Here is a 12,223-nt window from a genome sequence, read left to right as displayed (position 1 = left end):
CCTGACGGACACCCAATCACATCGATGTGATTCATCCCCATTGGGGATAGTGCCTGTGGATAACTTGCCCCCAAGGGTGTGGACATCTCGTGGAACAAACTCAATGGAGCCCGCCGACAGCCGGTATCGCGGCCTGTGGAACATTCGGCGTCGTACTCGCCGCTGTGGCCCTGACTTCGGTCACTGACCTGCCCGGACGCCTCCTCGGCGGCATCGCCGCCATCGGCCTGCTGGTGTTCGCCGTGATGTCCTGGCGCGCGCGGCCGAAGCTCGCGATCACGCCGGCCGGGATCGTAGTGCGCGGGTGGTTGAGTACCCAGACTTATACACAGGCCGACCTCAAGAGTGTGCGTATCACCGAGTTCCGCCGACTGACGCGCAAAGTGCGGCTGCTGGAGCTCGACACCGTCGACGACCGGCTCCTGGTCTTCACACGGTGGGACGTCGGCACCGACCCCATCAACGTCCTCGACGCCCTGACCGACGCCGGGCTGATTCCCTAGCTCTCCAACGCAAACGGCGCGACAGCCCCGGGTAGGGGACTGCCGCGCCGCGCGTCAGGCTGGAATTCAGGAAACGGTGATCGAGTCGACGACAACCGGCTCGGTCGGGCGGTCACCGCGGTCGGTGGCGGTGGTCGCGATGGCGTCCACAACCTTCTGCGACGCCTCGTCGACGACCTCACCGAAGATGGTGTGGCGACGGTTCAGGTGCGGCGTCGGGCCGACGGTGATGAAGAACTGCGAGCCGTTGGTGCCCGGCCCGGCGTTGGCCATGGCCAGCAGGTACGGCTTGTCGAACTGCAGCTCCGGGTGGAACTCGTCGGCGAACTGGTAGCCAGGGCCGCCGCGACCGGTGCCGGTCGGGTCGCCGCCCTGGATCATGAAGCCGTCGATGACGCGGTGGAAGATGACGCCGTCGTAGAACGGGCCGGAGGTGCCGCCCGAGGCGTTCTCGGTGGAGTAATCCTTGGTGCCCTGGGCCAGTCCAACGAAGTTGGCGACGGTCTTGGGCGCGTGGTTACCGAACAAAGCAATCTTGATGTCGCCGCGGTTGGTGTGCAGCGTCGCGGTCGCAGTCTGAATGGGGCTCGTCACGGAAAGTCAGTCTGCCACTCACATTTAAGACCCCGAAGTCGCCCCCACCGAATAACGTGGAAGCCCTGGCGTAGAGCCCGGCCTCCGCTCGGGAGGTCTGCAGAAATCGTGTCCGGCAGAGAGGTTGGTTGATGAGCACTGTCACCGAGAACGACCCCGAGGTCAGCCGCCCCAGCTCCGGTGCCCGCCTGGGTCGCGGGCTGAAGTACACCATCGTCGGGCCGCTGCTGATCCTGCGCGGGGTGCTCGGGCTGGGCGTCGGGTCGACGGTCGGGACCGCCCGCTGGGTGGGGCGCCGGTGCCACCGCAGCGACGACGCCGCCGGCGATCTCGCCCTTGTCGTGGAGGCCGGGTCCAGGCGTCGCCGGCCCCTGCTGATCGCCGGCGCGACCGTCGCGGTCCTGGCGCTCGGTGGCATCACGTTCTCGATCGTGCGGCGCTCGATGCAGCCGGAGCCCTCCCCGCTGCCCCCGAGCGTGGATGTGACGCCGCAGCCTTAGTCCGGGCGCCGAGACTGAGCTTGTGTGTCGGATCCGGCCTGGATCTGACACACAAGCTCATGTTCGTCGGCTCAACGATTCACAGCCGCGATCAGCGCATCGGGATCCGTCACGCTGACCCCGAGCTGGCGCAGTGTCACCGGCACGCCGCACACCTTGGCCTTGACGGGCGGATCGATCGTGATTGCGACGACGCCGTCCGACGATCCGTTGACCAGCCAGCGGCCGCGGAAGCCGTGCACGCCCCACGACGTGATGCGGCCCTCCCAGCGACCGGCTTCCGTGATCGATGCCAGCGGGATGTCGGCGGAGAAGCCCCAGCCCATGGCCACGTGCAGGGCGCCGTCGCGCACCTCGATCTCGCTGTGCTTGGGTCCGAGGCCGAACGGCACCGACAGCGGCAACATCCACTTCGCGTAGCTGATCTCTGTCGTCATGGGCGCCAGCGTAGGACTGTGACGTTGGAGCGCCGTTGGAATCTCCGCTCCCGTCAGACGCGCAAAGCGGCCCCGATGACTCGGAACCGCTTTGCGAACTGCTCTGGATTTTTTGTGGAGCCTAGGAGATTCGAACTCCTGACATCTGCCTTGCAAAGGCAGCGCTCTACCAACTGAGCTAAGGCCCCTCGATGGTGTCCGATTGAAGTGAATGCCAGACCTCTGCGCCATGCTGGGTCCGCCACACGGTTACCGCAGCCACTCCAAGCAAGGCACCCAGCACCAGCAGAACCAATCTCACGGTGCACCCTTCCGGTGGGGGAGTCGGTGATACCGACTTCCGTGGGCCTAGGAGGACTCGAACCTCCGACCTCTTCGTTATCAGCGAAGCGCTCTAACCGCCTGAGCTATAGGCCCGAAAGTGGCCTTGCGGCCGAGCGATGAGATTACCGTATGGGTACCTCTGCGCCCAAAACGCGACGTCAGTCGCGGTCTGCGAGCGTCACCTCGACGCCGCCGACCAGATCCGTGGTCAGGTTGTAGACGAACGCCGCCGCCGTGGCCATGGCCGTCAGCAGCACGATGTTGACCAACCCGATGAGGGTTGCGCCGCCGAAAATCGTACTGGCAGAAACCAATTCGCCGCCGCTGCCGCCACCGCTGGTGAGCAGGTCGCCGACGTTGCTGTTCAGCTTGCTCCACACACCCATGCCACCGAGGACGAGGTACAGGAACGCGACGGCGATCATCCAGACGAAGAACAACGCCACCGACAGCACCAGCGAGACCTTCAGCACACTCCACGGGTCGACGCGGCGCACCTGCATGCTGGCCCGCACCGGGCCGTCCTGCCGGGCCCCCGCGCGGCTGCGCGGCGTCGTCGAACGCGCCGGGGCCGGCGACACCGTGGCGACGGTGCTGCGGGGCTCCCGCGGCTCGCCCGCCCGGCGCTGCGGCTGACGGGACAGGTCCGGGATCTCGCTGGCGTAGGCGGCCTCGGGCCGGGTTTCCGTCCGAACCGTCTCGGCCGTGCGGACCGGCTTCGGCGGCACGTTGCCCTGCGGGGTCACCGCCGGCGACGACGACGGCACCGGCGGCACCGGCGGGACGTCGGGAGTGATGGCCGGGGTAATGGTCGTCTCCGCCTCGGACGGCGAACCGCCACCCAGCGCCGATGTCGATCCACTGCCGCTGACGAACCGGTTGAGCCGCTCGTCGAGGCTCTGGCCGCCGGCAGCCGGAGCGTCCGCCTGAGCCCCGCTGCGGGTCCGCTGCCAGGGCGGGGTGTCGCCGCCCGGCTCGGCCGCGTGGGCGCCGCCACCCGATCCGGTGGCCGGCCCGTTATTGCTCGCGGGTCCGTCACCGGTACGGGTGTATCCCGGCTCGTTCGGGGAACTCACCTGGCGGCTCCTTCAATCAGGGCGGCTGGGGACAGTCGCAGCACTACGTCTCGTCGGTCTCGGTCTCGGTCACGGCGTCGACCTCGGTGTCGGTCTCGTCGCCACCTTCGGCCTCTTCGGCGTTGCGCGCGACGGCAATCAGTGTGTCGCCCTCACCCAGGTTCATCAACCGCACACCCTTGGTCTGCCGTCCGGCCTTGCGCACCTGACGTGCCGCGGTCCGGATGACACCACCGCCGGAAGTGATGGCGTACAACTCGGTGTCGTCATCGACGATCAACGCACCGACCAGACTGCCACGCTTCGGGTCGTACTGGATCGTGAGGATGCCCTTGCCGCCGCGGCCCTGTGCCGTGTACTCGTCGATGGCCGTCCGCTTGGCGTAACCACCCGCGGTCGCGACCAACAGGTAGGTGTCCGGCACGACGACGTTGAGCGACAGCAAACGGTCGTCCTCGTTGAAGCGCATGCCCTGCACACCCGAGGTGGCGCGACCCATCGGCCGCAGCGCCTCATCGGTCGCGGAGAACCGGATGGACTGGCCGTTGGCGGACACCAGCAGCAGGTCCTCTTCGGCGGAGCACAGCACGGCACCGACGAGTTCGTCGCCGTCGCGCAGGTTGATCGCGACGATGCCGCCGGAGCGGTTCGAATCGAAGTCGGCCAGCTTGGACTTCTTCACCAGACCGTTACGGGTGGCGAGCACCAGATAGGGCGCGTCCTCGTAGCTCTTGATCTGGATGACCTGGGCGATGCGCTCCTCCGGCTGGAAGGCCAGCAGGTTCGCCACATGCTGGCCGCGCGCGGTCCGGGAGGCCTCGGGCAGGTCATACGCCTTGGCCCGGTACACCCGGCCCTGCGTGGTGAAGAACAGGATCCAGTCGTGCGTCGAGCACACGAAGAAGTGGTTGACGATGTCGTCCTGCTTCAGCCCGGCGCCCTGCACGCCCTTACCGCCGCGCTTCTGACTGCGGTAGAGGTCGGTCTTGGTGCGCTTGGCGTAGCCGGTCTCGGTGATGGTGACGACGACGTCCTCGCGCTGGATCAGGTCCTCGTCGGTGACGTCACCGTCGGCCGCGATGATCCGGGTACGACGGTCGTCGCCGTACTTGTCGGCGATCTCGTTGAGCTCGTCGCGGACGATGGCGCGCTGCCGCTCGGGCTTGGCGAGAATGTCCTCGAGGTCGGCGATCTCGGCCTCGATCTTGGCGAGGTCGTCGACGATGCGCTGACGTTCCAGGGCGGCCAGACGACGCAGCTGCATGTCGAGGATGGCCTGGGCCTGGATCTCGTCGACTTCGAGCAGCTCCATCAAGCCGGTCCGGGCGGCGTCGGCGTTGGCCGACGCGCGGATCAGCGCGATGACCTCATCAAGGGCGTCAAGGGCTTTCACCAGACCGCGCAAGATGTGGGCACGTTCGTTGGCCTTGCGGAGCCGGTACCGCGTGCGCCGGACGATGACGTCGAGCTGATGGGCGACGTAGTAGCGGATCATCTGGTCCAGCCGCAGGGTGCGCGGCACACCGTCGACGATCGACAGCATGTTGGCACCGAAGCTGGTCTGCAGCTGGGTGTGCTTGTAGAGGTTGTTCAGCACCACCTTGGCGACGGCGTCGCGCTTGAGGTCGACGACGATCCGCAGACCCACGCGGTCACTGGACTGGTCCTCGATGTTCGAGATGCCGCCGATCTTGCCGTCGCGCACCTGCTCGGCGATCGAGGTGATGAAGTTGTCGTGGTTGACCTGGTACGGCAGCTCGGTGATGACGAGCGAGTTGCGGCCCTTGGCGTCTTCCTCGATCTCGACGACGCCGCGCATGCGGATCGAACCGCGACCGGTCTTGTAGGTGTCGGAGATGCCCTGGGATCCGACGATCAGGCCGTGGGTGGGGAAGTCCGGGCCCTTGACCCGCTCCATCACCGCTTCGAGGGTCGTCTCCTCGTCGGCTTCGTGGTTCTCCAGGCACCAGTACACGGCCTCGGCGAGTTCGCGGAGGTTGTGCGGCGGGATGTTGGTGGCCATACCGACGGCGATACCGCCGGAGCCGTTGGCCAGCAGGTTCGGGAACCGGCTGGGCAGGACGGTCGGCTCTTGCACGCGACCGTCGTAGTTGGGGATGAAATCGACTGTCTCCTCGTCGATTTCACGCAGCATCTCCATGGCCAGCGGGGTGAGCCGGGCCTCGGTGTAACGCATGGCGGCCGCGGGGTCGTTACCCGGCGAGCCGAAGTTGCCCTGTCCGTCGACCAGCGGGTAGCGCAGCGACCACGGCTGGGCCATGCGGACCAGGGTGTCGTAGATCGAGGCGTCACCGTGCGGGTGGTAGTTACCCATGGTCTCGGCGACCGAACGCGCCGACTTGGCGTGCGAGCGGTCCGGCCGGAACCCGGAGTCGTACATGGCGTAGAGCACGCGGCGGTGCACGGGCTTGAGGCCGTCACGGACCTCGGGGAGGGCGCGGCCCACGATGACGCTCATCGCGTAATCGATGTAGCTGCGCTGCATCTCCTGCTGGATGTCGACCGGTTCGATCCGATCGCCTTCGGGAGGCAGGGTGTCGGTCATCGAATTCCTTCTGCGGATTGTTTCACGTTAAACATCGATTTTCAGCGGCCGAGCTGGGCCGGATTCGCAGCGCTTCGCGCGGGCTGATTGCTAAACATCAAGGAAGCGAACATCTTTCGCGTTCCGGGTGATGAAGCTGCGGCGCGCCTCGACGTCCTCGCCCATCAGGATCGAGAACAGTTCGTCGGCGGCCGCGGCGTCGTCGAGGGTGACTTGGCGCAGCACCCGGATGGACGGATCCATGGTGGTTTCCCACAGTTCCTTGGCGTCCATCTCACCCAGACCCTTGTAGCGCTGGATGCCGTCGTCGGTGTTGATGCGCTTGCCGGCCTTCTTGCCGGCCTCGAGCAGGCCGTCGCGCTCGCGGTCCGAGTACGCGAATTCCGGTTCGCTGCGTTGCCATTTCAGCTTGTACAGCGGCGGCTGAGCCAGGAAGATATGGCCGTTTTCCACCAGCGGCTTCATGAAGCGGAACAGCAAGGTCAGCAGCAGTGTCGAGATGTGCTGGCCGTCGACGTCGGCGTCGGCCATCAGCACGATCTTGTGATACCGCAGCTTGGAGATGTCGAACTCGTCGTGGATACCGGTGCCCAGGGCCGTGATGATGGCCTGGACCTCGTTGTTCTTCAGCACGCGGTCGATGCGGGCCTTCTCGACGTTGATGATCTTGCCGCGCAGCGGCAGGATCGCCTGGAACATCGAGTCGCGGCCACTCTTGGCCGAGCCACCGGCCGAATCGCCCTCCACCACATACAGTTCCGACTTCGTCGGGTCGGTGGAGCGGCAGTCGGCCAGCTTGCCGGGCAGACCACCGATGTCGGTCGCGCTCTTGCGGCGCACCAGCTCCCGCGCCTTACGCGCGGCGACACGGGCCTGCGCCGACGAAACCGCCTTGTTGACAACCGTTTTGGCCTCGGCTGGGTTGGCCTCGAACCAGTGGGTCAGCTGCTCGTTACAGATCTTCTGCACGAACGACTTGACCTCGGTGTTGCCCAGCTTGGTCTTGGTCTGGCCCTCGAACTGGGGCTGACGGACCTTCACCGAGACCACCGCCGCCAGACCTTCACGGATGTCGTCACCCGTGAGGTTGGCTTCCTTCTCCTTCAGCAGCTTCTTGTCGCGCGCGTACTTGTTGACCACCGTCGTCAGCGCGGCGCGGAAACCTTCTTCGTGCGTACCACCCTCATGCGTGTTGATGGTGTTGGCGAAGGTGTGCACCGACTCGGAGTAACCGGCGTTCCACTGCATGGCGATCTCGACCTCGTGGCCGTCACCCTTGCCACCGAAGTCGATGATGCTCTGCTGGATGGCGCTCTTGGTCCGGTTGATGTGCTTGACGAAGTCGACCAGGCCGTCGGGGTAGTGGAAGGTCCGATGCTTGACCTTCTGCGGGGCGGCGGCTTCGGCGGCCTGCTCCTCGGCGGACTTGGGCGCCTCGGCGTGATCGCTGACGACCTCGTCGACCACCGCGGCAGCGGCGACGCGCTCGTCGGTCAGCTCGATGGTCAGGCCCTTGTTCAGGAACGCCATCTCCTGCAGGCGGCGGGCGATGGTCTCGAAGTCGTAGACCGTGGTCTCGAAGATGTCCGGGTCGGCCCAGAAGCGGATGGTCGTACCGGTCTTCTTGGACGGCTCGCCCTTGCGCAGTGTGCCGGGGACGGACTTGTCATAGGTCTGGTGCCATTCGAAGCCGTCCTTGTGGATGTCGGCCTCGAGCCGCGTCGACAGGGCGTTCACCACCGAGACGCCGACGCCGTGCAGACCACCGGACACCTGGTAGGCGCCCTCTTCGAACTTGCCTCCGGCGTGCAGCACCGTCATGACGACGTCGACGGTCGGGATACCGGTGGCGTGCATCGCGACGGGGATACCGCGGCCGTCGTCAGTGACCTGGACGCCGCCGTCCTCGAGGATGCGGACGTCGACCTTGGTCGCGAAACCGGCCATCGCCTCGTCGACCGCGTTGTCCACAACTTCCCAGATCAGGTGGTGCAGACCGCGTTCGCCGGTGGAGCCGATGTACATGCCGGGACGCTTGCGGACCGCTTCCAGACCTTCGAGGACCTTGATCGAATCGGCACCGTACTCAGCCGGCGCATCCTTCTTTTGGGCAGCCACGTCGGACGCGTCTCCTTGGGGTTCGAGGGGGCGGTGAGGACACCGCTCTCAGATCTGTCGACAGTCTACCGGTAGGTACGGACGGCACTGACTTTCTGACAGCGTTTTGACACGTCTGTTCGCGCCGTGCGGGGAATTTCTCGGGTGATGTCGCGTCCGGACGCTCCAGGGGCGTCATCTGAGACTCATCGGCGCGCTGAGCGACGCCCGGTTTTGGCCTCAGCCGAAGGTGTCGCGCGGTCCGCGGGCGCCGAAATTGCGCGGGCCCTTCTGCCACGTCGGGCCCGACGGGCCCAGGATCTTCAGCGACGTGACGACACCGTCGCCGACGGACGCGGCGATCTTGGCCAAGATCTGCGACTGCACCATCCGCAGCTGCGTCGCCCAGGCCGTCGATTCGGCCGTCACCGTCAGCACGCCGTCGCGCAGCGACGTGGGAGAGGCGTGCTCGGCGATCTGGTCGCCGACGACCGTCGACCACTGGCCGAACACCGATCCTTCGGCCATTCGGCCCGACCAGCCCCGGCTGCGGGCCAGGTCCATGGTCGCCGAACCCAGCAACTGCGGGTCCCGGCGATCGGGCCCGGGCCCGGACCAGGTGCGACGACCACCGCCGCGGCGGGCCTTCGAGACCGGCGCATTACGGCCGCGACCGACATCTTTTCCTTGACTGCGGGCCGCGCCGCGGGCTTCCTCCAGCGTGCGGCGCACCAGATCCATACCCTTGAGATGGGCCAGATGCGGTGGCGGGAAAGCACTTTCGGGCACGTCAGGATTCTGAGGCTCCTCGCTGCTCGGTCGTTGATTCGCTCCGCAAGCGTCGCTCATGCGTCCACCACCGAAATCCGCCCGCCGTCGTCGTCACGCATCACCACATTGACCCGGGTGCCGTCCCAGTCCTGGGGAATGTCGTCGGGCACCGCCGCGGTGACCAAAACCTGCTCCGCCGATTGTGCCACGTCGGCGAGCGCCCGCCGGCGTGCCGAATCGAGTTCGGCGAACACGTCGTCGAGGAGCAGCACCGGGTCGGTGCCGTCGGTCCGCAGCAGTTCGTATGCGCCCAACCGCAGCGCCAACGCCATCGACCACGATTCCCCGTGGCTGGCAAAACCTTTCGCGAGCTGGTCTCCGAGGCGCAGTTCGAGGTCATCGCGGTGCGGACCGACCAGGCAGACGCCGCGCTCGAGTTCGGCGGACCGGCGGCGGGCGAGTTCGTCGAGCAGCGCGCTCTGGTAGGCCGCGACATCGACCGACCCGGTACCGGCCTGTTCTTCGACGGCCTCGACCGAACTGCGGTAGCGGACCGATGCGGGCCGCGACGCCGGTGCCAGCAGGTGATAAGCCTTGGTGATCTCCGGGTGCAATTCGTTGATCAGGTTCACGCGGGCGGCGATCAGCTCGGCGCCGTGGGCGGCCAGATGACCGTCCCAGACATCGAGGGTCTCGAGCGCGCCGGCATCCGCACCACGAAAACGGCTGGCGCCCGCGGATTTCAGTAGCGCGGTGCGCTGGCGCACCACTTTCTCGTAATCCGCCCGTACCCCACCGAGCCGCGGTCGCCGGGTGCTGGCGAGTTCGTCGAGGTACCGCCGGCGTTCCCCCGGATCGCCGCGGACCAACGACAGATCCTCCGGGGCGAACAACACCGCCCGCAGGGCGCCGAGAATTTCGCGCGCGGACCGGACGGGGGAGCGGTTCAGCCGCGCCTTGTTGGCCCGGCCGGCGGTGATGTCGAGATCGACCGCCAGCTCCCGGCCGTCGTTGACCACGATGGTGGAGACGACGGCGCGGTCACACCCGGACCGGATGAGCGGGGCGTCCGAGGCCACCCGGTGGGACCCGAGCGTGGCGGTATACCACAGGGCCTCAACGATATTGGTCTTGCCGAAACCGTTCTGGCCGACGAACACGGTCCGACCCGGTGCCAATTCCAGGTCTAGCCGCGGCCACGACCGGAAGTCGGTCAGACTGAGCTGTCGAACGAACACCTAGCCGGACTTACTGACCCTCTGGACGGCGTGGCCACCGAACTGATTACGAAGTGCCGCAACGGCTTTCATGGTCGGCGAGTCATCCTGCCGGGACAGGAACCGGGCGAACAGCGACGCTGCGATGCTCGGTACCGGCACCCGCAGCCGGATGGCTTCCTCGACCGTCCAGCGGCCTTCACCGGAATCCTCGGTGTAGCCGCTGATGTCGGCCAGCTGGGGATCTTCCTTGAGCGCCTTGGCCAGCAGCTGCTGCAGCCACGACCGCACGACGGTGCCGTTGGTCCAGGCCTGATACACCGCCTGCGGGTCCTTGATCAGGTCCGACGCGGCCAGCATCTCGTAACCCTCGCCGTAGGCCGTCATCAGCGCGTACTCCACGCCGTTGTGCACCATCTTGGCGAAGTGGCCGGCGCCGACCGGGCCGGCGTGGACGAAGCCGTCGGCGAGATCTCCCTCGGGCCGCAGCGTCTCGAAGATCGGCATGACGCGCGCGACGTCGTCGTCACTGCCGCCGACCATCAGGCCATAGCCTTCGGTCAGGCCCCAGACGCCACCGGAAACCCCGGCATCGATGAAGCCGATTCCCTTGTCCGCCAACAACTTTGCATGCACGGCGTCCTCGGTGTAGCGCGAGTTGCCGCCGTCGATCACCAGGTCACCGGAGCTGAGCACCTCGGCGAGATCCTCGATGGTCTCGCGGGTGATCTCACCCGAGGGCACCATGACCCACACCACGCGCGGCGCCGTTAGCTGCTCGGCGAGCGCAGCGAGCGACGGCACGTCGCTGACTTCCGGCCGCGGGTCGTACCCGATGACTTCGTGGCCGCCACCGCGCAGACGCTCGCGCATGTTGAAGCCCATTTTTCCGAGGCCGATCAACCCCAGCTGCATCAGTGCTTCCTCCGCTGTTGTGTTCCGGTCAGCCCGGCAGGCGCACCGGCATCAGCAAGTACACGTAGTCGGTGTCCCCGGCGGGGAACGGACCGGATCCCGAGTACTGATTCTCCCCGGCGGGCCGCAACACTGCAGGCTTGCTGGGCGTCGTGAACCCGAACGTCACACGATCGGCATGTAAAGAACCCAGCCCGTCGGTCAGGTAGGTCGGGTTGAAGGCGATCGTCAGTGGCTCACCGTAGAACTCGACCGGCAGGTCTTCCTCGGCGCGACCGACGTCGTCGGCACCGGCCGACAGGCGCAGGATGTCGTCTGCGAACTCCATGCGGACCTGGGCGCCACGATCGGCGACCAGCGCGACACGCTTGATGGCCTCGGCCAGCTCGGCGACACCGATGGTGGCCACCGCGGTGTGCTCAGCCGGCAGCAGCTGACGGAATTTCGGGAACTCGGCGTCGAGCAGGCGCGTGGTCGTGCGCTTGCCATTGCTGCGGATACCCAGCATGCCGTCCTTGCCGACGGCCTGACCGGCACCCAGCGACAGGTGCACCTCGGTGCCGTCGGATCCCGACTTGGCGGACTCGGCCAGCGTCTTCGCCGGAACCAGCACGGCCGCTTCGAGATCCGGCACTGCCGAGTTCCAGGTGAGTTCACGGACCGCGAGCCGGAAGCGGTCGGTGGCAGCCAGGACGACCTTCTCACCCGAGATCTCGACGCGCACACCGGTGAGCATCGGCAGGGTGTCGTCGCGGCCGGCGGCGACGGCCACCTGACCGATGGCCTCGGCGAAGACGTTGGCGGGCACGATGCCGGTCTCATCCGGGAGTGCCGGCAGCGCCGGGTAATCCTCGACCGCCATGGTCGGCAGGGAGAAGCGGGCGCTACCGCAGCTCAGCGCCACGCGGGTGCCTTCGACGCTGAGTTCCACCGGCTTGGCCGGCAGCGCGCGGGTGATGTCCGAGAGCAGCTTGCCCGACACCAAAACGCTTCCGGGAGAAGAGATTTCCGCCGCGACGCGAACTTCGGCCGACACCTCGTAGTCGTATCCGGAGATGGTGAGACCGTCGTCGGAGCCGGTCAGCAGCACACCGGCGAGGACCGGGTTCAGTGGCCGGGACGGCAGGATCCGCGCCACCCAGGCCACGGCGTCGGCGAAGTCTTCCCGAACGAGACGGAACTTCAAATCGGTCAGACCGGCTGTTGTCGCCACGTCCATAGCG

At 66.8% G+C, this 12,223-nt stretch carries 11 protein-coding genes and 2 tRNA genes; 2 read left to right on the top strand and 11 right to left on the bottom strand.

Annotation, left to right across the window (positions count from 1 at the left end):
• Positions 1-89 precede the first annotated feature (89 nt).
• On the top strand, positions 90-503 hold the full coding sequence (locus H289_RS0106245) for a PH domain-containing protein (protein ID WP_029104849.1): 414 nt from the start codon (positions 90-92) through the stop codon (positions 501-503).
• Positions 504-569: 66 nt separating this feature from the next.
• Here H289_RS0106245 and H289_RS0106240 read toward each other — a convergent pair whose 3' ends face one another.
• On the bottom strand, positions 570-1,097 hold the full coding sequence (locus H289_RS0106240) for a peptidylprolyl isomerase (RefSeq protein ID WP_020099904.1): 528 nt from the start codon (positions 1,095-1,097) through the stop codon (positions 570-572).
• 131 nt (positions 1,098-1,228) lie between these two features.
• Here H289_RS0106240 and cwsA point away from each other — a divergent pair, with 131 nt between their 5' ends.
• Positions 1,229-1,597: a cell wall synthesis protein CwsA gene (cwsA, locus tag H289_RS0106235; RefSeq protein WP_020099903.1), complete on the top strand. Its 369-nt coding sequence runs from the start codon at positions 1,229-1,231 to the stop codon at positions 1,595-1,597.
• 71 nt (positions 1,598-1,668) lie between these two features.
• Here the strand turns inward: cwsA and H289_RS0106230 are convergent, their stop codons facing one another.
• The 10 genes from H289_RS0106230 to dnaN form a co-directional block, all read right to left on the bottom strand.
• Positions 1,669-2,034: a hypothetical protein gene (locus tag H289_RS0106230; protein WP_020099902.1), complete on the bottom strand. Its 366-nt coding sequence runs from the start codon at positions 2,032-2,034 to the stop codon at positions 1,669-1,671.
• A gap of 115 nt (positions 2,035-2,149) precedes the next feature.
• A tRNA-Ala gene (locus H289_RS0106225) sits at positions 2,150-2,222 on the bottom strand.
• 155 nt (positions 2,223-2,377) lie between these two features.
• Positions 2,378-2,451, bottom strand: a tRNA-Ile gene (locus H289_RS0106220).
• A 65-nt stretch (positions 2,452-2,516) separates the two neighbouring features.
• Positions 2,517-3,434, bottom strand: coding sequence for a DUF3566 domain-containing protein (locus H289_RS0106215; protein ID WP_020099901.1), 918 nt, complete (start codon positions 3,432-3,434; stop codon positions 2,517-2,519).
• 43 nt (positions 3,435-3,477) lie between these two features.
• Positions 3,478-6,000 carry a DNA gyrase subunit A gene (gyrA, locus tag H289_RS0106210; RefSeq protein ID WP_020099900.1) on the bottom strand — a complete coding sequence of 841 codons (2,523 nt, stop codon included), beginning with the start codon at positions 5,998-6,000 and terminating at the stop codon, positions 3,478-3,480.
• Positions 6,001-6,090: 90 nt separating this feature from the next.
• On the bottom strand, positions 6,091-8,118 hold the full coding sequence (gene gyrB, locus H289_RS0106205) for a DNA topoisomerase (ATP-hydrolyzing) subunit B (RefSeq protein ID WP_020099899.1): 2,028 nt from the start codon (positions 8,116-8,118) through the stop codon (positions 6,091-6,093).
• Between the two features lie 219 nt (positions 8,119-8,337).
• Positions 8,338-8,946 carry a DUF721 family protein gene (locus tag H289_RS0106200; RefSeq protein ID WP_051128397.1) on the bottom strand — a complete coding sequence of 203 codons (609 nt, stop codon included), beginning with the start codon at positions 8,944-8,946 and terminating at the stop codon, positions 8,338-8,340.
• The gene (gene recF / locus H289_RS0106195; RefSeq protein ID WP_020099897.1) at positions 8,943-10,106 is read right to left on the bottom strand and encodes a DNA replication/repair protein RecF; all 1,164 of its coding nucleotides are present in this window, start codon (positions 10,104-10,106) and stop codon (positions 8,943-8,945) included. The genes H289_RS0106200 and recF overlap by 4 nt, the downstream gene beginning before the upstream one ends.
• Positions 10,107-11,000, bottom strand: a complete 894-nt coding sequence (gene gnd, locus H289_RS0106190) for a phosphogluconate dehydrogenase (NAD(+)-dependent, decarboxylating) (RefSeq protein ID WP_020099896.1) — start codon at positions 10,998-11,000, stop codon at positions 10,107-10,109.
• A gap of 28 nt (positions 11,001-11,028) precedes the next feature.
• Entirely contained in the window at positions 11,029-12,219 is a 1,191-nt protein-coding gene (gene dnaN / locus H289_RS0106185) for a DNA polymerase III subunit beta (RefSeq protein ID WP_020099895.1), read from the bottom strand.
• Positions 12,220-12,223 lie beyond the last annotated feature (4 nt).

The organism is Mycobacterium sp. 360MFTsu5.1 (assembly GCF_000383495.1).
Classification (GTDB): Bacteria; Actinomycetota; Actinomycetes; order Mycobacteriales; family Mycobacteriaceae; genus Mycobacterium; species Mycobacterium mucogenicum_B.
Note: the sequence above shows the minus strand (reverse complement) of the source record. Positions and strands in the feature narration are given on the sequence as shown.

Bases quoted from the DNA above. Each gene is read 5' to 3' on its own strand.
- dnaN (WP_020099895.1), bottom strand. From the start codon at position 12,219: ATGGACGTGGCGACAACAGCCGGTCTGACCGATTTGAAGTTCCGTCTC.
- cwsA (WP_020099903.1), top strand. From the start codon at position 1,229: ATGAGCACTGTCACCGAGAACGACCCCGAGGTCAGCCGCCCCAGCTCC.
- gnd (WP_020099896.1), bottom strand. From the start codon at position 11,000: ATGCAGCTGGGGTTGATCGGCCTCGGAAAAATGGGCTTCAACATGCGC.
- H289_RS0106200 (WP_051128397.1), bottom strand. From the start codon at position 8,946: ATGAGCGACGCTTGCGGAGCGAATCAACGACCGAGCAGCGAGGAGCCT.
- gyrA (WP_020099900.1), bottom strand. From the start codon at position 6,000: ATGACCGACACCCTGCCTCCCGAAGGCGATCGGATCGAACCGGTCGAC.
- H289_RS0106230 (WP_020099902.1), bottom strand. From the start codon at position 2,034: ATGACGACAGAGATCAGCTACGCGAAGTGGATGTTGCCGCTGTCGGTG.